Source organism: Streptomyces sp. NPDC057697, assembly GCF_042799335.1.
Taxonomy (GTDB): Bacteria; Actinomycetota; Actinomycetes; order Streptomycetales; family Streptomycetaceae; genus Streptomyces.
Genome location: NZ_JBHVJA010000001.1, coordinates 884670 through 905207 on the forward strand (window position 1 = coordinate 884670; position 20538 = coordinate 905207).

The following is a 20538-nucleotide window of genomic DNA, read 5'->3' on the forward strand; positions in this document are numbered from 1 at the left end:
AGCTCAATGTCTGGCTCGCCGGTTCCGTACGCGAGCTGCGTACGGCCTGGCGAAAGTCTTATGGGTCATCGCGCGGCCCGAACCGGATGGCTCCCGGGTCGAAGGCTGCGCTGCAACGACCGCCTTACGCGGAACCTGCACCTTCCGGCGCCGTCGCGACGGCGGTCCCGGTGGCCGCGTGTGGAGCGGCCGGGGATGCCTCGCGGTCGGGCGCGAGCGGGTCGGTCACCGTGCCGGACTCCTCGTCGAAGAGCCCCTGCGCCAGCCTGGTCACCGCTGCGGGGACCGGCGGCGCCAGGTCGGCCACAACGTGGAGACCGGACAGGACGTCGTCGGGTCGCACGGCAGGTGTCACGTGCCGAACAACCAGCCGCAGTATCGCACAAGGCTTGTCCCCGGGCCTATCAGCCTGTGGATCAAGAGCCTGGAGGTCGACCACGGCGGCGCGGGCGTCGAAGGTGCGCATGCCGTTCTTGGCACGGCGCTGCACCTCGACGGTCTCCGCCCCGTTGAAGGCGGCCACGGCCGCGGTGGCGTCCGCCACGGTGACCCCGTCGAGACGGAGCTCCCAGACGGAGGCGGTCAGCCGGTCGGCGAGACCCGAGGTGCGGGCCTCCACGGCGTCGGTGATGTCGAGGCCGTCCGGGAGCGAGTCGTTGAGCAGATCCCGCAGGACGGCCGGATCGCGGGCCTCGGTGAGGGCGATCTCCAGGAACTCGGCCTCACTGCCCGTGCCGGTCGGGGCGGCGTTGGCGTACGACACCTTCGGGTGCGGGGTGAAGCCGGCCGAGTAGGCCATGGGCACCTCGGAGCGGCGAAGGGCCCGCTCGAAGGCACGCTGGAAGTCACGGTGGCTGGTGAACCGGAGGCGGCCGCGCTTGGTGTAGCGCAGTCGGATGCGCTGCACTGCCGGTGCGGGCGGCGGGCCTTCGGGCTGTCGCTTGCCCAGTGGTTCTTCTCCTCGGTGCGGGGCGGACGCGGTGGCGCGCCGCCCTCGAAATGCGGGTGGCCCGGGGCGTCCGCTCCGGGCTCACCCCCGCTCGGCGTCGTGTCTTCCGGGCGAGGAGATCTCTGATGCGGGCGCCGCGCTGGGCACAGTCGTTGTACTACCCAGAGTACGCGCAAGGGGCCTCCCCGGTTCCCGGGGCTCGGGCACCCCGGACCCTCGGGCGGCACGCGCCAGGCGTCGCGGCGCGCCCGGAGCGCCGTCCCGCGCGCCGAGCCCGGCGCCGACCGGCCGCGCGGCCCGCCCCTGCGGCTCCCTTCCGGGGCGCGGGCGCCCACGGCCGCCACCGCACCCCCGGCACCCGCGCGTGCCCCAGCGGGGCGAGGACCGGTGACCAGCGCCGGGATCCGGGGCGTGCTCGCCGTGATCGGTGCCGGACACGACGCGAAGGCCCGGTCCGGATCGCCCCGGACCGGGCCTTCGTCACCCGGCTGTCGTCCGCCCGGGTCCGGCGGCTACTTCACCACCGACAGCGGCAGCAGCTTCTTGCCGGTCGGGCCGATCTGGATGCTGGTGTCCATCTGCGGGCAGACGCCGCAGTCGAAGCAGGGGGTCCAGCGGCAGTCGTCGACCTCGGTCTCGTCGAGTGCGTCCTGCCAGTCCTCCCAGAGCCAGTCCTTGTCGAGGCCAGAGTCCAGGTGGTCCCAGGGCAGGACCTCCTCGTAGGCGCGCTCGCGGGTGGTGTACCAGTCGACGTCCACGCCGTACCCGGGCAGCGTCTTCTCGGCGGCGGTCATCCAGCGGTCGTAGCTGAAGTGCTCGCGCCAGCCGTCGAAGCGGCCGCCGGACTCGTAGACCGCGCGGATGACGGAGCCGACGCGGCGGTCGCCACGCGAGAGGAGGCCCTCGACGATGCCGGGCTTGCCGTCGTGGTAGCGGAAGCCGATGGAACGGCCGTACTTCTTGTCGCCGCGGATCTTGTCACGGAGCTTGGTGAGGCGCGCGTCGGTCTCCTCGGCGCTCAGCTGCGGGGCCCACTGGAACGGCGTGTGCGGCTTGGGCACGAAGCCACCGATGGAGACGGTGCAGCGGATGTCGTTCTGGCCGGAGACCTCGCGGCCCTTGGCGATGACGTTGACCGCCATGTCGCCGATCTGGAGGACGTCCTCGTCGGTCTCGGTGGGCAGTCCGCACATGAAGTACAGCTTCACCTGGCGCCAGCCGTTGCCGTACGCGGTGGCGACGGTACGGATGAGGTCCTCTTCGGAGACCATCTTGTTGATGACCTTGCGCATCCGCTCGGAGCCGCCCTCGGGGGCGAAGGTGAGACCGGAGCGGCGGCCGTTGCGGGTCAGCTCGTTGGCCAGGTCCACGTTGAACGCGTCGACACGGGTGGACGGCAGCGAGAGGCCGATCTTGTCCTCGGTGTACCGGTCGGCGAGGCCCTTGGCGATCTCACCGATCTCGGTGTGGTCCGCGGAGGAGAGCGAGAGGAGGCCGACCTCCTCGAAGCCGGTCGCCTTGAGGCCCTTCTCGACCATGTCGCCGATGCCGGTGATGCTTCGCTCCCGCACGGGGCGCGTGATCATGCCGGCCTGGCAGAAGCGGCAGCCGCGGGTGCAGCCGCGGAAGATCTCGACGGACATCCGCTCGTGGACGGTCTCGGCGAGCGGGACCAGGGGCTGCTTCGGGTACGGCCACTCGTCGAGGTCCATCACCGTGTGCTTGGAGACCCGCCACGGCACGCCCGACTTGTTGGGCACGACGCGGCCGATGCGGCCGTCCGGGAGGTACTCGACGTCGTAGAAGCCCGGGACGTAGACGCCACCGGTCCTCGCGAGGCGGAAGAGCACCTCCTCGCGGCCGCCGGGGCGGCCCTCGGCCTTCCAGGCGCGGACGATCTCGGTGATCTCCAGGACGGCCTGCTCGCCGTCGCCGATGACCGCGCAGTCGATGAACTCGGCGATCGGCTCGGGGTTGAACGCGGCGTGGCCGCCCGCGAGGACGATCGGGTCGTCGATCGTGCGGTCCTTGGCCTCCAGCGGGATGCCTGCGAGGTCCAGCGCGGTGAGCATGTTGGTGTAGCCGAGCTCGGTGGAGAAGCTCAGCCCGAAGACGTCGAACGCCTTGACCGGGCGGTGGCTGTCCACGGTGAACTGCGGGACCCGGTGCTCGCGCATCAGCTCCTCCAGGTCCGGCCAGACGCTGTAGGTGCGCTCGGCGAGGACGCCCTGGCGCTCGTTGAGCACCTCGTAGAGGATCATGACGCCCTGGTTGGGGAGCCCGACCTCGTACGCGTCCGGGTACATCAATGCCCAGCGGACGTCGCATTCGTCCCACGGCTTGACGGTGGAGTTGAGCTCACCGCCGACGTACTGGATGGGCTTCTGCACATGCGGGAGCAGAGCTTCGAGCTGTGGGAAGACCGAATCGACAGACATCGCGCACTTTCGAGAGCCGGCAGGGGTGACCATCAAGCGTACCCCGATGCTCAGCCCCCCAGTGCCGCCCGCAGTTGCGCCCCCGACGCCCTTCTCCACACCTTCGGCAGCTCCCGTTCCCCGGCAGAGGCGGCCGCCTCCTCCCGTCCGTACAGCACTCCCCAGGTGAAGGACGGTTCCCCCGCCGCCTGCGCCTGGACGGCCAGGGTCCGCAGGGCCTCGCGGGCGACCACACTGTCCTGGTGGTCGCCGAGGAGGCTCTGTACGGCCTTCATCCGTGCGGCGAAGCGCGCCGCGGGCCTGCCGAGCGCGGGCCGGGCCGCCTCCGCCGCGTACCGGGCGCGTTTGGCGGCCTTGCGGGCCTCGTGCAGGGCCATGTCGCGGTCGCGGCCGGGCGGGAGCTCCAGGGCGTGGCCGACGCGGGCCGCGAGGCGCCGGTACTCCCGCAGCACGGCGCGGGGCAGTACGCGCCCGGGGGCGCGCGAGGCGGCGGGCAGCAGGGGCGGTTCGGCGAGCAGGGCGTCGAGGCCCTCCAGGAGCGCCAGGTACCGCGCCCCGTCGAGCACGGCGAGGGTGCGGCGGCGGAAGTCGTCGTGGCGGGCCACCGACCAGATGCGCAGCCGTCCGCGGGCCGGGCCGAGGACCAGGGTGCGGGGCAGGCCGTCGAGGCGGGCGCGCAGCCGGGCGTCGAGCACCTCCTGGTCGCGCTCCCGGCCGAGCTCGGCGGCCAGCCACTTCAGCTCGTCGCCGACCGGCCCGGTGGCGTCCCGGTCGAGGACCTTCCGGTACGTCCGCAGCGCGCTGCGCAGCCTGCGGGTGGCGACCCGCATCCGGTGCACGGAGTCGGGCAGGTCGCGGCGCACGGCGGGGTCGAGGGCGACGATCGCCTCGGCCTGGTGCCGGACGTAGGCGAGGACGTGGTCGCCCGCGGTGCGCGGCCGGGGCTCGTCGGCGGGGCCCGTACTGCGCTCCGGCCCGGTCCCGGCGAGTGCCCTGGCCGCCTTGGACAGTGCGGCGGAGGGGCGGATCCCGGCCTTGCGCAGCCGGTGTTCCACGGCGTCGAGGAAGGCGGGGTCGCCGCCGTCGGCGAGCTCGGCCTCGATCTCGGTCCAGGCGGCCGTGGCGCCGCCGCCGGTCAGCCGCTCGGCCCGCACCCGGTCGACGGCGACCTCGGCGAGCAGGGCGCCGTCGGCATCGAGGAGGTGGTGGACGTCGCGGGCGGAGACCAGCCGGACGACGGGGACGAGGGCGCGGTCGCGGACCCGGGAGCGCAGCAGCCGCGCGAAGGGGAGCGGCAGGGTGTCGGAGAGGGGTTCCCGCAGCTCGTCCCGGATGCCGGCGGCGACGGGGAACTTGAGGTGCCAGCCGGCGTCCGCGCCTCCGGTGCGGCGGCGCAGGGTGAGGGAGTCCGCCGCGAGCCGGAGGTCCACGGTGTCGTAGTACACGGCGTCCAGTTCGACGGCGCCCGGGTGGGCGACGGAGTGGACCCCGGCCACCCGGGTCAGGTCCGGGAGCCGGGTGGCCGGGTCGGCTTCGTACTTCCGCTCGATCTCACGCTTCGAGTCCGCCATGAACCGAATCTAGACGTGTTCGCCGCTCATGGGCGGTTTTCCCGGACCGGCTCAGGCGCTTATCGGCCGCTGCACCCTGATCGACTGGAGCAGCCCGACGGCCACCCAGACGGCGAACATCGAGGACCCTCCGTACGACACGAACGGCAGCGGGAGCCCGGCGACCGGCATGATGCCGAGCGTCATCCCGATGTTCTCGAAGGCCTGGAAGGCGAACCAGGCGATGATCCCGGCGGCCACTATCGTGCCGTACAGCTCGGTCGTCTCGCGGGCGATCCGGCAGGCGCGCCAGAGGACGACGCCGAGCAGGACCAGGATCAGTCCGGCGCCGAGGAAGCCGAGCTCCTCGCCCGCGACGGTGAAGACGAAGTCGGTCTGCTGCTCGGGGACGAACTGGCCGGTGGTCTGGGTGCCGTGGAAGAGGCCCGTCCCGGAGAGGCCGCCGGAGCCGATCGCGATACGGGCCTGGTTGGTGTTGTAGCCGACGCCCGCCGGGTCGAGCGCGGGGTTGGCGAAGGCGGCGAACCGGGCGATCTGGTACTCGTCGAGCAGACCGAGCTGCCAGACCGCGATCGCGCCGGCCACGCCCGCGCCGAGCAGGCCGCCGATCCAGCGGTTCGAGGCGCCGGAGGCGAGGAGCACGCCGAGCACGATGACGACCATGACCATCACGGAGCCGAGGTCCGGCATTCCCATGACGACGGCCATCGGGACGGCCGCCAGGCCCAGGGCCTTGGCGACGGTCCGGTGGTCGGGGTGGAGCTGGTCGCCCGCGTCGACGCGCTCGGCGAGCAGCATCGCCATGACCAGGATGATGGTGATCTTGGTGAACTCGGACGGCTGGAGCGAGAAGCCGCCGCCGATGATGATCCAGGCGTGGGCGCCGTTGACGGTGGCGCCGAGCGGGGTGAGCACCGCGAGCACCAGGAGCACCGAGAGCCCGTAGAGGATCGGGACGGCGCCGCGCAGGGTGCGGTGGCCGAGCCAGATCGTGCCGACCATCAGGGCGAAGCCGATGCCGGTGTTGAGGGCGTGCCGGAGGAGGAAGTAGTACGGATCGCCGTGGGTGAGCGAGTCGCGCCCCCGGGTCGCCGAGTAGACCAGCAGCGAGCCGATGAACGAGAGCGCGAGCGCGGACCCGAGCAGCGGCCAGTCGAGTTTGCGCACCACGGAGTCGCGGGCGGTGAGTTTGCCCCAGGTGGAGCGCTCGGGGGCGTAGCGCTGGATGGAGAAGCCGGCCATCAGTCGCGCCTCCCCAGCGCTGCGGCGAGGGTCTGCCCGTCCGGGGTCTTCGGCACGGCGGGACGGTAGGGCTTGATCTCCGGGGAGTCGATCGAGCCGTCCTGCTGGATCTTGGGCAGGGACTTCTGCGGGGTGGGCAGCAGCGCCTTCTTCAGGTCCTGCTTGCCGGTCTCGTCGAGGCCGTAGAGGGAGTCGAAGATGTGGCGCACGGCGGGCCCGGACGCGCCGGACCCGGTACCGCCCTGGGAGATCGTCATGACGATCGAGTAGTCCTTGGTGTACGAGGCGAACCAGGAGGTCGTCTGCTTGCCGTAGACCTCGGCCGTACCCGTCTTGGCGTGCATCGGGATCTTGTCCTGCGGCCAGCCGCCGAACCGCCAGGCGGCCGAGCCCCGGGTGGCGACGCCCGCGAGGGCGCCGTCGATCTCGTTGCGGGTCTTGCGGGAGAAGGGCAGCTTGCCGTGCGACTCGGGCTTGATCTCCTGGACGCTCTTGCCGTCGCCGCTGACGATGGCCTTGCCGACGGTGGGGTCGTAGAGCGTGCCGCCGTTGGCGATCGCGGCGTAGATGGTGGCCATCTGGATCGGGGTGACGAGTGTGTCGCCCTGGCCGATGGAGTAGTTGACGGAGTCACCGGCGCGCATCTTGTCGCCTTCGAGGCAGTTCTCGTAGGCGATCTGCTCGACGTACGTGCCGCCCTTCTTGCCCTGCTTGCACCAGGCGTCCTTGTTCGCCTTGTAGAAGTCCTGCTTCCACTTGCGGTCGGGCACGCGGCCGCTGACCTCGTTGGGGAGGTCGATACCGGTCTCCTTGCCGAGGCCGAACTGGTGGGCGGTCTTGTAGAACCAGTCGTTGGGGTGCTTCTTGGGGTTCATCCCGCCGTCCTTCAGCCACTCCTTGTGCGCGATGCCGTAGTACACGGTGTCGCAGGAGACTTCGAGGGCCCGGCCGATGGTGATGTCGCCGTACCCCTGGGACTCGAAGTTCTTGAAGGTCTGTCCGCCGACGTTGTACGAGCTGGGGCAGGGGTAGTTGCCGTTGAAGGGGTAGCCCGCGTTGACCGCGGCGGTCGAGGAGATGACCTTGAAGATCGAGCCGGGGGCGGCCTGGCCCTGGATGGCCCGGTTCAGCAGCGGGAAGTTGGAGTTCTTGCCGGTGAGCTTGGCGTAGTCCTTGGCGGAGATGCCGCCGACCCAGGAGTTGGGGTCGTAGTTGGGCAGCGAGGCCATCGCGACGACGCGGCCGGTCTTGGCCTCCATGACGACGACGGCGCCGGAGTCGGCCTTGTAGTTCTCGCCGGTGTTCTTGTCGAACGACTGGCGGGCCACCTTCATGGCGTCGTTGAGCTCGTACTCGGCGACGGCCTGGACCCGGGCGTCGATGGAGGTGATGACGCTGGAGCCCGCCTCCGCCTTGTCGTTCTTCGCCTGGCCGATGACCCGGCCGAGGTTGTCGACCTCGTAGCGGGTGACCCCGGCCTTGCCGCGCAGTTCCTTGTCGTAGGTGCGCTCCAGTCCGGAGCGGCCGACCTGGTCGGAGCGGAGGTACGGCGAGTCGGTGTTCTGGGCCTTGGTGATCTCCTCGTCGGTGACCGGCGAGAGGTAGCCGAGGACCTGCGCGGTGTTGGCCTTGCCGGGCGCCGCGTACCGGCGTACGGCGGTGGGCTCGGCGGTGATGCCGGGGAAGTCCTCGGCGCGTTCGCGGATCGTGAGGGCCTGCTGGGTGGTGGCCTCGTCGGTGACCGGGATCGGCTGGTACGGCGAGCCGTTCCAGCAGGGCTGCGGCGTCTTGGAGTCGCAGAGCCGGACCTTGTCGAGGACTTCCTTGGGCTTCATGCCGAGGACGTCGGCGAGCCGGGTCAGGACGCTCTTGCCGTCGTCCTTCATCTTCATCAGCTCGGTGCGGCTGGCGGAGACCACCAGCCGGGTCTCGTTGTCGGCGAGGGGCACGCCGCGCGCGTCGAGGATGGAGCCGCGGACGGCGGGCTGGACGACCTGCTGGACGTGGTTGTTCTTCGCCTCGTCGCTGTACTCCTGGCCGTTGCGGATCTGGAGGTACCACAGGCGCCCGCCGAGGGTGAGCAGCAGGGAGAAGACGAGGACCTGGATGACGACGAGACGGATCTGGACCCGCTGGGTGCGGCCGGTCTCGGGGATGTTGGTCACGGGGCGCCCCCGGTGGTGGTCGGGCCGGAGGTGCCCGGGGCGGTCCGGCTGCGGTGCGGCCTCACAGTCGCTTGACCCCCTTGATGCGTCCGGCGCGGGCGGCGCGGTTGCGGGCGGCCTTGACCCGCAGTCCGCCGCGCTGGCTGCCGATGCGCAGTCCGGTGCCGGAGGCGAGCCAGCCCGCGGCCACGTCCCCGCCGCCCGAGGTGTCGGCGAGCGGATCGTTCACGGTGCGTCTGGCGACGGCCATGACCAGGGGAACCACGAAGGGCGCGAGGAGCAGGTCGTAGACGGCGGCGGTGAACAGCAGGCTGCCGAGGCCGACATGACGGGCCGCCGTGTCCCCGACGAGGGCGCCGACCAGCGCGTACAGCAGCGTCGAGCCGATCGCCGCGGCGACCACCCCCAGCATCGGGACCATCGCCGACTTCAGCTGCCCGTTCTCGGGCTTCGCCAGCCCGGCGAGGTAGCCGATGACGCAGAGGACCAGCGCGTAGCGGCCGGCCGCGTGGTCGGCGGGGGGTGCCAGGTCGGCGAGGAGTCCCGCGCCGAAGCCGATGAGGGCGCCGCTGACGTGCCCGTACACGAAGGCGAGGGAGAGGACCACCAGGAGCAGCAGGTCGGGCACGGCGCCGGGGAGCTGGAGGCGGGCGAGCACGGAGACCTGGACGACGAGGGCGACGACGACCAGGACCACGGAGAGCAGAATCCGGTTCAGACGCATGGGAATCAGCTCTACCTCTGCTCGTTGACCGCGGTGCCGGTGTCCGGTGTGGAGTCCGCGGTGCCGTTCGGGTCGGGGCTGTTGCCGGTGTCCGGGCTCTCGTGGACGTTCCCGACGACATTGCCCTCGGTGTCGACGATGTCGCCATTGGGCGAGATCGTGACGGTGACGGTGGGGGTGGGCTTCGGCTTGGCGGGCTTGGCCGGCGGCTTCGGCAGGACCATGTCGCGGGGGTCCTCGCGCGGGGCCTGGACCACGACGCCGACGATGTCGAGCTTGGTGAAGCCGACGTACGGACGGACGTAGACGGTGCGGGTCAGGCCGCCGCCGGACGGGTCGACCCGGACGACCTCGCCGACCGGGACGCCCGGCACGAAGGGCTTGTCCTTGCTGGAGCCGAAGGTGACGAGCCGGTCGCCCTTCTTCACCTTGGCCTTGCCGTTGAGGAACTGGACGGACAGCGGCCGGGAGCCCTGGCCGGTGGCGAAGCCGAGTTCGTCGGTCTTCTCCATCCGGGTCCCGACGGTGAAGTCGGGGTCGTTGGCCAGGAGCACCGTGGAGGTGTCCGGGCCGACGGTGGTGACCCGGCCGACCAGTCCGTCGCCGTTGATGACGGTCATGTCGCGCTTGATTCCGTCGTGGGAACCCGCGTCGATGGTGACCGTCCAGGAGAAGCCCTGGGCCGCTCCTATGGCGATGACCTCGGCGCCCTTGATGCCGTACTGTCCGGCGGCCGACTTCTTCAGCATCCGGTCGAGGTCACGGACCCGGTTGCGGTTGCGGTCGTCGCTGCCGAGCTTCGTCTTGAGCGCGGCGTTCTGCTGTTCCAGCTCGGCGATCCGGTCGTGCCGTGACCCGGAGTCGCGGACCGCCCCTATGGCGTTGCCCACCGGGTCGACGGCTGCCGCGACGCCGTTCTCCACCGGCCCGAAGGCCGCTGCGGCGGCCTGCCGGGCGCCGTCCACCGGTGACTCCTCGCCTCCGCGGATGTCCACCGTGATCAAAGCGAACGCGATGGCGATCAGCAGCACCAGGAGCAGCCGGCTCTCTCGTGTGTCCCTCACGTGCGGCGGCCGTGCCTTCCTCGTCGGAATGTTCGTGCCTGTATATCAACGATCGGCGGTACGGAGCGGCAGCGTTCCGTACAGCAGACCGCCGGGTTGTCCACCCGCGGGAACACTCACCCGCGGGGCCGTCCACCCGCGGGTGGGTCACCTGCGGGGCTGGGCGTCCAGCACCTGCTGGAGTGCCTCGAACTCCTCGACGCACTTGCCGGATCCGAGGGCCACCGAGTCCAGCGGGTCCTCCGCGATGTGGATCGGCATGCCGGTCTCGCGGCGCAGCCGCTCGTCCAGCCCGCGCAGCAGCGCGCCGCCGCCGGTGAGGACGATGCCGCGGTCCATGACGTCGCCGGAGAGCTCCGGCGGGCACTTGTCGAGCGTGGTCTTCACCGCGTCGACGATCGCGTTGACCGGTTCCTCGATGGCCTTGCGGACCTCGGCGGCCGAGATGACCACGGTCTTGGGCAGTCCGGAGACCAGGTCGCGGCCACGGATCTCGGTGTGCTCGTCCTTGTCCATGTCGTACGCCGAACCGATCGTGATCTTGATCTGTTCGGCGGTGCGCTCGCCGAGGAGGAGCGAGTACTCCTTCTTGACGTGCTGGATGATCGCGTTGTCCAGCTCGTCCCCGGCGGTCCGGATCGACTGGGCAGTGACGATTCCGCCCAGCGAGATGACCGCGACCTCGGTGGTGCCGCCACCGATGTCGACGACCATGTTGCCGGTGGCCTCGTGGACCGGCAGCCCGGAACCGATGGCCGCCGCCATGGGCTCCTCGATGATGTGCACCTGGCGTGCGCCGGCCTGCGTCGACGCCTCGATGACGGCGCGTCGCTCGACCCCGGTGATACCGGAGGGCACGCAGACGACGACCCGCGGGCGGGCCAGGTAGCGGCGCTTGTGGATCTTCAGGATGAAATAGCGGAGCATTCGCTCGGTGATCTCGAAGTCGGCGATCACGCCGTCCTTCAGGGGCCGTACGGCAACGATGTTGCCCGGTGTACGCCCGATCATCTTCTTGGCTTCCGAGCCGACCGCCAGGATGCCGCCGGTGTTGGTGTTGATGGCCACGACGGACGGCTCGTTCAGAACGATGCCGCGCCCCCTGACGTACACCAGCGTGTTGGCAGTCCCGAGGTCGATAGCCATGTCACGGCCGATGAACGACATTGAGTTCCCCTTGTTCCCCATGAGGATGTGTCGGGCCTTCCGAGAAAGCGATATGGCTTGTTCTGGTCGGCGAGGTGAGCGCGGCGGGCGTGGAAGATTCCATCGTAGTGCTGCAATGACGGACACCGCGCGAGGGTCCTTCGCCATTGTGGGCGGAACGGGTGGCCGTTCCACTCATGGTGACGTTGCGTCGGAGGGATGCGTTCCCGCGTTCCCGGACCCTATACCGAAGGGCGACCGAATTAATTCGGTCGCCCCAGGGCTGAGCGCTGTTCGGCCGATCGCGAATCAGACGATTCCGGGGAAGAAGAGCTTCAGTTCCCGCTCCGCGGACTCCTCGGAGTCCGAGGCGTGGATGAGGTTCTCCCGGGTGATCGTGCCGAAGTCACCTCGGATGGAGCCCGGCGCGGCGGCGATCGGGTCGGTGGGGCCGGCCAGCGTACGGATGCCCTCGATGACCCGCTCGCCCTCGGCGACCAGCGCCACGATCGGGCCGGACTGCATGAACTCGACGAGCGGCTCGTAGAACGGGCGGCCGACGTGTTCGGCGTAGTGCTGCTCCAGCGTGGCGCGGTCGAGGGTACGCAGCTCCAGTGCGGTGATCCGCCAGCCGGCCTTCCGCTCGATCCGCCCGACGATCTCGCCGACCAGTCCGCGCCGGACAGCGTCGGGCTTGAGGAGAACGAGGGTGCGCTGGGTCATGGTGTGCGGCTCCTTGCAGGCATGCGGGTGCGGTGAACCGAGGCTACAGGGGCACGGACCCGGCGCGGCGCCCGGGTTTGGCCACCGGGCGCCGGGTCAGCTCGCGGCCGGTGCCTCGGCCGCCTCCTGCGCCGCCGCCCAGCGGGCCTTCGCCTCGTCGATCTTGCGGCCGTAGTGCACCGAGGCCCACCACAGACCGGCGAAGACCACGCCGAGGATGAACATCATCGGGACCACGAAGCCGCTCAGCACCAGGGCGATCTGGAGCACCCAGCCGAGCTGTATCCCGCCGGGCCGGGTGATCATCCCGCAGAGCAGCACGGAGAGCAGCATGCCGATGCCGCAGACCGTCCAGACCGTGGCATGGGTCAGGTCGTCGGACTTCATCGCGACGAGTCCGGCGAAGCCGATCACGAAGAACTCGCCGATCAGCGTGGATGCACAGAGCGTACGCATGGGTCAGCGCCTTCCCAGAAGCAGCCGGGCCTCGCCGACCGTGATCACGGAACCGGTCACCAGGACCCCGGCGCCCGCGTACTCGTCCTCCTCCTCGGCGAGGGTGATCGCCGCCTCCAGGGCGTCGTCCAGCCGCGGCTCCACCTGGACGCGGTCCTCGCCGAAGACCTCGACCGCGAGGGCGGCCAGCTCGTCGACGTCCATCGCGCGGGGGGTGGAGTTCTGGGTGACGACGATCTCGGCGAAGATCGGCTCGAAGGCTTCGAGGAGTCCCTTGACGTCCTTGTCGGCGCTGGTGCCGACCACTCCGATCAGCCGGGAGAAGCCGAAAGCCTCGGAGATCCCGTCGGCGGTGGCGCGGGCGCCCGCCGGATTGTGCGCCGCGTCCAGGACGACGGTGGGGCTGGAGCGGACGACTTCGAGGCGGCCCGGGGAGATCACCGAGGCGAAGGCCCGGCGGACCGTGTCGGCGTCGAGCGAGCCGGGCTGCTCGGCGCCGATCCCGAAGAACGCCTCGACCGCGGCGAGCGCCACCGCCGCGTTGTGCGCCTGATGGGCGCCGTACAGCGGGAGGAAGACCTCGGTGTACTCGGTGGCAGCGCCGCCGAGGCCGCGCAGCGTCAGCAGCTGGCCGCCGACCGCGATCTCGCGCGAGACGACGCCGAACTCCATGCCCTCCCGGGCCACCGTGGCGTCGACCTCGACGGCCTTCTTCAGCATGACCTGGGCCGCGTCCACCGGCTGCTGGGCCAGGACGACCGTGGCGCCCTGCTTGATGATCCCGGCCTTCTCCCCGGCGATCTCGGCGGGCGTGGTGCCGAGGCGGTCGGTGTGGTCCAGCGAGATGGGGGTGACGACGGCGACCGAGCCGTCGATGACGTTGGTCGCGTCCCAGCTGCCGCCCATGCCGACCTCGACGACCGCGACGTCGACCGGCGTGTCGGCGAAGGCCGCGTAGGCCATGCCCGTCAGCACCTCGAAGAAGGAGAGCCGGTACGGCTGCTGGGCGTCGACCATCTCCACGTACGGCTTGATGTCCTCGTACGCCTCGATGAAGCGCTCGGGGGCGATCGGGGAGCCGTCCAGGCTGATCCGCTCGGTGATCGACTGGACGTGCGGCGAGGTGTACCGGCCGGTGCGCAGGTCGAAGGCGCCGAGCAGCGCCTCGATCATGCGGGCCGTGCTCGTCTTGCCGTTGGTCCCGGTGATGTGGATCGAGGGGTAGGCGCGCTGCGGATCACCGAGCACGTCCATCAGCGCGGCGATCCGCGCGACGGAGGGCTCCAGCTTGGTCTCGCCCCAGCGGCCGGCGAGCTCCTGCTCCACCGCGCGCAGCGCCTTGTCCACCTCGGGATCGGCGGGGCGGGCCGGGACCTCTTCGCCCTGCGGCGGCCCGGAGCGGGTGCGCAGCGTGCGGCTCCCGGCCTCGATCACCGCCAGGTCGGGGTCGCGCTGGGTCTCTTCGTCGACGATCTCCGCGAAGGCGTCGTCGGAATCGGAGTTGTCGTGCCGGTCGGAAGGGCGGGGCTCACTCACGGGGCCAGTCTACGGATGGGCACCGACATCGCACGCAGCGCCCGGTGACGGGGGCGCATCGCCCCGGCTCCGGGGCCGCCGTCGGCGGGCCGCGCCAATCGGGCGCATGGTGGGAGGTGTGCCCTCCCGTCCGCTGCTCCTGATCGCCGCGCCCGACGGCCTGCACCCGGCACTCGCCCGGCTGGCCGCCGGCCCGCAGTACCGGACGGTGGTCGTCCACTCGGGCGAGAAGGTGCTGCGCGCCCTGTACGAGTACCGTCCGGACGGCCTGGTCCTCAGCCTCCGGCTGCCCGGACTCGATCCGTGGGAGGTGCTGAGCCGGGTGCGTGACATGAGCGATCTGCCGATCGCGGTGGTGGACCTGACGTACCGGGTGGCGGACGCCGCCCGCGCCCTGGAGGCCGGGGCCGACGACTATCTGACGGCCGAGCTGCCGGACCGGCTGCACCTGCCGCTGCTGCGGGCCCGGCTGCGGCGCGCCGCCGGGACCCCGCCCGGACCCGCGCCCCTCGTCGAGGACGGGCTGCTGACCCTGGACCTGGGCACCCATGAGGCCGTCCTCGCGGGACATCCGCTCGACCTCACCCCGATCGAGTTCGACCTGCTGCTGGCGTTCGCCCGCCACCCCGGGCAGGTGCTCTCCGCTGACCGGCTGCTCCGGACGGTGTGGGACGTACCGGCGGGCAGCGACGCCTCCCGGGTGAAGTACGCCGTGCTGCGGCTGCGCCGGAAGATCGCCCGCGCGACCGGTGCGCCGGCGCCCATCGAGACCGTACGGGGCGTGGGGTACCGCTACCCGCCGGCCGGCGGCTCCGCGCGGCGGCCCGGTCAGGACTGAGGTCCGGCCCGGACCCGGGCAGGAGGACCCTGTGTGCGGCGCCCCTGCGGGTACAAGGTCCCGGACGCAGGTCCCCTCCGGCGCCGGGCGGGCGCGCCGCACCCCGGCTGCAACCGGCGTACACCCGTTCCGCCACCGCCGTCGTCCAGTCTGAGCCTCCCCACCAGTCCGGGAACGGCGAGAAGGAACAGAGAACACCCATGCACAGCGCACTGCCCGCCCGTTCCGTCGCCGTGGTCCTGGGCACCCGGCCCGAGCTGGTGAAGCTGGCGCCCGTCGTCCACCGGCTCGGCGACGCCACCCGGCTGATCCACACCGGCCAGCACTGGGACGACGCCATGTCGGGCCGGTTCCTCCAGGAGCTGGGGCTCCCCCGCCCCGAGGTGCTCGCCGAGGTCGGCGGCGCCTCGCGGGCCGTCCAGATCGGCCGTTCGCTGGAGCAGCTGGACGCGCTGTTCGCCCGGGACCGGCCCGCCGCCGTCGTCGTCCAGGGCGACACCAACGCCACCCTGGCGGGCGCCCTCGCCGCCAACGCGCGGGCCGTCCCGCTCGTCCACGTCGAGGCCGGACTGCGCAGCCACGACCCGGCGATGCCGGAGGAACACAACCGCGTCCTGGTCGACGCGGTCTCCGACGTGCTCTGCGCGGCGACCCCCGAGAACCGGGCGAACCTGCTCGCCGAGGGCGTCGCCGCCGACCGGATCTCCGTCACCGGCAACACCGTCGTCGAGGCCGTCCGGGCCCATCTGCCCGGCGACGGGCGGCGCTCCGCGCTGCTGGCCCGCCACGGGCTCGTCCCCGACCGCTACGTACTGGCCACCGTGCACCGCCCGGAGAACACCGACGGCCCGCAGACGCTGCGCGCCGTCCTCACCGAGCTGGCCGCCCTCGCCGCCGACGGGACCCCCGTCCTGTTCCCCCTCCACCCGCGCACCCGCGCCCGGGTCGAGGCGGAGCGGCTGGGCGGGCTGCTGGCCGGGATCCGGGTGCTGGAGCCGCTCGGCTACGGGGACTTCCTGGCCCTGGCCCGCCACGCCGCCCTGCTGGTCTCCGACTCGGGCGGCATCCAGGAGGAGTGCACGGTGCTGGGCCGCCCGCTGATCGTGGTCCGCCGCTCCACCGAGCGCCCCGAGGCGATGGCCCGCTTCGCCGCCCTCGTGTCCCCCGGCCCGGAGCTCGGCAGGCTGGCGCGGCTGCGGCTCGCGGAGGGCGACCGCGGGCTGCGCCGGCTGGCCGGGCTGCCCAGCCCGTACGGCGACGGCCGGGCCGCCGAACGGATCGCGCGGCTCGTCGCCGCGGCCGCCGGGGAGGCCGGGGCCGCCGGGTCCCCCACGGCGCTCGCCGCCTGAACCCGCCCTCCCGCCGCCGTGCCCGTCGCACTCCCTGCCGTCGTACTCCCCGCCGCCGTACTTTCCGTCGTCGTGCCGTCGTACTTTCCGCCGTCGTAAGGACGCAGCCCCATGCCCGTCCCGTCCCTCTCCGTGGCCGTCTATCCCTTCGTCCTCCTCGCGGGCTTCCTGCTCTACTGGGCCGGGGCCCGCTGGGCGTACCTGCGGCGCCCCCCGGTCGTGCCGGGCGACGCCGCCCTGTTCGACTGGCACTTCTTCGTGCCCTGCCGGGACGAGGAGGCGGTCGTCGGCACCACCGTGGCCCGGCTCCGGGCCGACTTCCCGGCGGCGGCCGTCTGGGTGATCGACGACGACAGCGAGGACCGCACGGGCGCCGTGGTCGCGGCGCTCGCCGCCGACGACCCCCGGGTGCATCTGGTCCGGCGCCGCCGCCCGGACGCCAGGACCGGGAAGGGTGCCGCGCTCAACGCCGCGTACGACCGCCTCGGGGCGTTGCTGCCGGAGGGCACCGACCGTTCGAGGGTCGTCGTCTGTGTCGTGGACGCGGACGGGCAGCTCGACCCGCGCGCCCTGGAGCTGGTGTCGGGCCCGGCCGCCTTCGGTGATCCGGACGTCGGCGGGGTGCAGATCGGGGTGCGGATGCGCAATGCGGCGGACCGGCGCCCCTTCCCGGAGCGCGGGCGCCTGGTGAACGCCGCGGCCCGGGTCCTGGTGCGGGTGCAGGACATGGAGTTCGCGGTCTCCAACGCCGGGATGCAGCTGCTGCGCAACCGCACGGGCTCCACCGGCCTCGGCGGCAACGGCCAGTTCACCCGGCTCGGCGCGCTGGACCGGATCGGCGAGGCCGAACGCCGCCCGTGGCGGCAGGGGGCCCTCCTGGAGGACTACGAGCTGGGCCTCCACATGCTGCTGGCCGGCTACCGCACCACGCACGTCGCCGACACCTGGGTCTCCCAGGAGGCGCTGCCCAGCGCCCGTCGGCTGCTGACCCAGCGCACCCGCTGGGCGCAGGGCAACCTCCAGTGCGTGCGCTACACGCCCCGGATCGTCTCGTCCCGGCACATCCCGGGCCGCGGGGTGCTGGAGACCCTGTACACCTTCGTCCAGCCGCTGGCCCATCTGGTGACGCTGGCGCTGACCGTGGTGCTCCTCGGCGCGCTCGCCGTCGGCGCGGTCCGGGGACAGGGCGCCGACGGGGCGGCGGCCGCGCTGCTGGACCACTGGCCGCTGATACTCGCGCTGGCCGTGGTGTCGATCGCGCCGTTCGTGCTGTGGGGTCCGGTCTACCGCCGGGACCACGCCCCCGACGCCTCGTTCGGGCGCTCGCTGCTGTGGGGGCTGGCGCTCTGGCTGTACGCGTACCACCTGTTCATCGTCTCGGCGCGGGCCTTCGCGCGCATGCTGCGCGGGCGCAACGGCTGGGCGAAGACCCGGCGCAACGCGGAGCCGGTGACCGCGGGCCCGGTGGCGCTGGAGTCCTGACCGTGGGCGGGTCCTGCCCTTGCGTGGAAACGGGCGGAGCCCCCGCGCCCCTGGTCGGTCAGGGGTGCGGGGGCTCCGTGCTCAGGTGATCAGCTCTGCGGCAGGTTCGCCAGCTGACCGGAGATCCGCTCGATGTCGGCCTCGGCCTTGGCGAGGCGGCCGCGGATCTTGTCGACCACGTTGTCCGGGGCCTTGCCGAGGAACGCCTCGTTGGAGAGCTTGCCGAGGGCCTGGGCCTTCTCCTTCTCGGCGGCGCCCAGGTCCTTCGTCAGGCGCTTGCGCTCGGCCTCGACGTCGATGGTGCCGGAGAGGTCGAGGGCGACCGTGGCCCCCGCGACGGGCAGCGACGCGGTGGCGTGGAAGCCCTCCTCGGCGGGCTGGAGCCGCAGCAGCTGGCGGATGGCCGCCTCGTGCGGGGCCAGCGGCGTGCCGGTCAGGGTGAGCTCGGCCGGAACCTTCTGGCCGGGCTGGAGACCCTGGTCGGAGCGGAACCGGCGGACCTCGGTGACGACCTGCTGGACGAGCTCGATCTCCCGCTCGGCCGCGTCGTCGCGGAAGCCCGAGTCGGTGGGCCAGTCGGCGATGACGACGGACTCCCGGCCGGTGAGGGCCGTCCAGAGCGTCTCCGTGACGAACGGGACGACCGGGTGGAGCAGCCGCAGCATCACGTCGAGGACCTCGCCCAGGACCCGGCCCGAGACCTCGGCCGGACGGCCACCGCCGAAGAACGTGGTCTTGGACAGCTCGACGTACCAGTCGAAGACCTCGTCCCAGGCGAAGTGCCGCAGCGCCTCGCTGAGCTTGGAGAACTGGAAGTCGTCGTAGTACGCGTCGACTTCGGCGACGGTCTTGTTGAGGCGGGACAGGATCCAGCGGTCCGTCACCGACATCTCGTCGGCGGACGGCAGCTCGCCCTCGATCGTGGCGCCGTTCATCAGGGCGAAGCGGGTGGCGTTCCAGATCTTGTTCGAGAACTTGGCGGAACCCTGGACCCACTCCTCGCCGATCGGGACGTCGACGCCGGGGTTGGCACCGCGCGCCAGGGTGAAGCGGAGCGCGTCGGAGCCGTACTTGTCCATCCAGTCCAGCGGGTTGACCACGTTGCCGAAGGACTTCGACATCTTCTTGCCGTGCTCGTCGCGGACCATGCCGTGCAGGACGATCGTCTCGAACGGCGGGACGCCGTCGTTGACGTACAGGCCGAACATCATCATCCGGGCGACCCAGAAGAAGAGGATGTCGTAGCCGGTGACCAGGACGGAGTTCGGGTAGAACTTCGCGAGGCTGTCGGTCCGTTCGGGCCAGCCGAGCGTGGAGAACGGCCACAGGCCGGAGGAGAACCAGGTGTCCAGGACATCGCTGTCCTGGGTCCAGCCCTCGCCCGTGGGCGGCTCCTCGTCCGGTCCGACGCAGACCATCTCGCCGTCGGGGCCGTGCCAGACGGGGATGCGGTGGCCCCACCAGAGCTGGCGCGAGATGCACCAGTCGTGGAGGTTGTCGACCCAGTCGAAGTACCGCTTCTCCATCTCCTGCGGGTGGATCTTGACCTTGCCGTCGCGGACGGCGTCACCGGCCGCCTCGGCGAGCGGGGCGACCTTGACCCACCACTGCATGGACAGCCGGGGCTCGACGGTGGTCTTGCAGCGCGAGCAGTGCCCGACGGAGTGGACGTACGGCCGCTTCTCGGCGACGATCCGGCCCTCGGCGCGCAGGGCCGCGACGATCGCGGAGCGGGCCTCCAGCCGGTCCAGGCCCTGGAACGGGCCGGGGACGGTGATGACCGCGCGCTCGTCGAGGACGGTGAGGAACGGCAGGTCGTGGCGCAGCCCGATCTCGAAGTCGTTCGGGTCGTGGGCGGGCGTGACCTTGACGGCACCGGTGCCGAACGAGGGGTCGACGTGGTGGTCCGCGACGACCGGGATCGTACGGTCGGTCAGCGGCAGCTTGATCTGCTTGCCGACCAGGTGCCGGTAGCGCTCGTCGTCGGGGTGGACGGCGACGGCGGTGTCACCGAGCATCGTCTCGGCACGGGTCGTCGCGACGACGATCGTCTCGTCGCCCTCGCCGTACGTCATGGAGACGAGCTCGCCGTCGTCCTCCTGGTACTCGACCTCGATGTCCGAGATCGCGGTGAGACAGCGCGGGCACCAGTTGACGATGCGCTCACGGCGGTAGATGAGCTCCTCGTCGTACATCCGCTTGAAGATCGTCTGGACGGCCTTGGACAGGCCCTCGTCCATGGTGAAGCGCTCACGGGACCAGGCGACGCCCTCGCCGAGGCGGCGCATCTGGCCGGAGATCTGGCCGCCGGACTCGTTCTTCCACTTCCAGACGCGCTCGACGAAGGCCTCCCGGCCCAGGTCGTGGCGGGACTTGCCCTCCTTGCCGAGCTCGCGCTCGACGACGTTCTGGGTGGCGATGCCGGCGTGGTCCATGCCCGGCTGGTAGAGCGCCTCGAAGCCCTGCATGCGCTTGCGGCGGACCAGGGCGTCGATCAGCGTGTGCTCGAAGGCGTGCCCGAGGTGCAGGCTGCCCGTGACGTTCGGCGGCGGGATGACGATGGAGTACGGCGGCTTCTCGCTGTGCTCGTCGGCTTCGAAGTAACCCCGCTCTACCCAGCGCTCATACAGCTTCCCCTCTACCTCGGCCGGTGTGTACTGGGTCGGCAGTTCGGGGTTGCTGGCTGGCGTCTGCTGAGTGTTCTCGGTCACGGGGGACAGTTTAGGGCCGTCACAGTCGTGCACTGAAACGGGATTGTTCAGTAACGGTGTGCCTCCCGGTGCTCCACACGGGTGGAGCTTCCGTCAGGATGTTCGGAACGCATAAGCATTCCGATGAGCATTTCCGAACAGGGG

General features: G+C 71.4%; 15 protein-coding genes. 3 read left to right on the forward strand and 12 right to left on the reverse strand.

Annotated features, from left to right (window positions below; translation table 11 throughout):
* Positions 1-124: 124 nt before the first annotated feature.
* From ACFVFH_RS03935 to ACFVFH_RS03985, 11 genes are all read right to left on the reverse strand, one after another.
* A complete protein-coding gene (locus ACFVFH_RS03935) occupies positions 125-907 on the reverse strand; it encodes a TIGR03936 family radical SAM-associated protein (protein ID WP_383762940.1) in 783 nt (260 codons plus the stop codon).
* Between the two features lie 554 nt (positions 908-1461).
* A complete protein-coding gene (locus tag ACFVFH_RS03940) occupies positions 1462-3387 on the reverse strand; it encodes a TIGR03960 family B12-binding radical SAM protein (protein ID WP_383762943.1) in 1926 nt (641 codons plus the stop codon).
* 50 nt (positions 3388-3437) lie between these two features.
* Positions 3438-4958 (reverse strand): CHAD domain-containing protein, encoded by a 1521-nt coding sequence (locus tag ACFVFH_RS03945; protein ID WP_383762945.1) that lies wholly within the window; start codon positions 4956-4958, stop codon positions 3438-3440.
* A 51-nt stretch (positions 4959-5009) separates the two neighbouring features.
* Positions 5010-6200: a rod shape-determining protein RodA gene (gene rodA, locus ACFVFH_RS03950; RefSeq protein WP_383762948.1), complete on the reverse strand. Its 1191-nt coding sequence runs from the start codon at positions 6198-6200 to the stop codon at positions 5010-5012.
* On the reverse strand, positions 6200-8365 hold the full coding sequence (gene mrdA, locus ACFVFH_RS03955; RefSeq protein WP_383762951.1) for a penicillin-binding protein 2: 2166 nt from the start codon (positions 8363-8365) through the stop codon (positions 6200-6202). The genes rodA and mrdA overlap by 1 nt, the downstream gene beginning before the upstream one ends.
* 61 nt (positions 8366-8426) lie before the next feature.
* Entirely contained in the window at positions 8427-9089 is a 663-nt protein-coding gene (mreD, locus tag ACFVFH_RS03960) for a rod shape-determining protein MreD (RefSeq protein ID WP_093542577.1), read from the reverse strand.
* Positions 9090-9100: 11 nt separating this feature from the next.
* Complete coding sequence (gene mreC / locus ACFVFH_RS03965; RefSeq protein WP_383762954.1) at positions 9101-10153, reverse strand: rod shape-determining protein MreC; 1053 nt, start codon at positions 10151-10153, stop codon at positions 9101-9103.
* Between the two features lie 147 nt (positions 10154-10300).
* Entirely contained in the window at positions 10301-11320 is a 1020-nt protein-coding gene (locus tag ACFVFH_RS03970; RefSeq protein ID WP_383762957.1) for a rod shape-determining protein, read from the reverse strand.
* A 288-nt stretch (positions 11321-11608) separates the two neighbouring features.
* Positions 11609-12022 (reverse strand): nucleoside-diphosphate kinase, encoded by a 414-nt coding sequence (gene ndk / locus ACFVFH_RS03975; RefSeq protein ID WP_342283052.1) that lies wholly within the window; start codon positions 12020-12022, stop codon positions 11609-11611.
* Positions 12023-12118: 96 nt separating this feature from the next.
* Entirely contained in the window at positions 12119-12478 is a 360-nt protein-coding gene (locus ACFVFH_RS03980) for a DUF4233 domain-containing protein (RefSeq protein ID WP_383762960.1), read from the reverse strand.
* A gap of 3 nt (positions 12479-12481) precedes the next feature.
* The gene (locus tag ACFVFH_RS03985) at positions 12482-14014 is read right to left on the reverse strand and encodes a bifunctional folylpolyglutamate synthase/dihydrofolate synthase (RefSeq protein WP_383762963.1); all 1533 of its coding nucleotides are present in this window, start codon (positions 14012-14014) and stop codon (positions 12482-12484) included.
* A 118-nt stretch (positions 14015-14132) separates the two neighbouring features.
* Here ACFVFH_RS03985 and ACFVFH_RS03990 point away from each other — a divergent pair, with 118 nt between their 5' ends.
* The 3 genes from ACFVFH_RS03990 to ACFVFH_RS04000 all read left to right on the forward strand — a co-directional run bounded on the left by ACFVFH_RS03990 (position 14133) and on the right by ACFVFH_RS04000 (position 17683).
* Complete coding sequence (locus ACFVFH_RS03990; protein WP_383762966.1) at positions 14133-14852, forward strand: response regulator transcription factor; 720 nt, start codon at positions 14133-14135, stop codon at positions 14850-14852.
* Positions 14853-15052: 200 nt separating this feature from the next.
* Entirely contained in the window at positions 15053-16201 is a 1149-nt protein-coding gene (gene wecB / locus ACFVFH_RS03995; RefSeq protein ID WP_383762969.1) for a non-hydrolyzing UDP-N-acetylglucosamine 2-epimerase, read from the forward strand.
* Positions 16202-16312: 111 nt separating this feature from the next.
* Positions 16313-17683: a glycosyltransferase gene (locus ACFVFH_RS04000; protein ID WP_383762971.1), complete on the forward strand. Its 1371-nt coding sequence runs from the start codon at positions 16313-16315 to the stop codon at positions 17681-17683.
* Positions 17684-17772: 89 nt separating this feature from the next.
* On the opposite strand, the gene ACFVFH_RS04005 is transcribed toward ACFVFH_RS04000, so the two are convergent.
* Positions 17773-20394, reverse strand: coding sequence for a valine--tRNA ligase (locus ACFVFH_RS04005; RefSeq protein ID WP_383762974.1), 2622 nt, complete (start codon positions 20392-20394; stop codon positions 17773-17775).
* Positions 20395-20538: the final 144 nt, after the last annotated feature.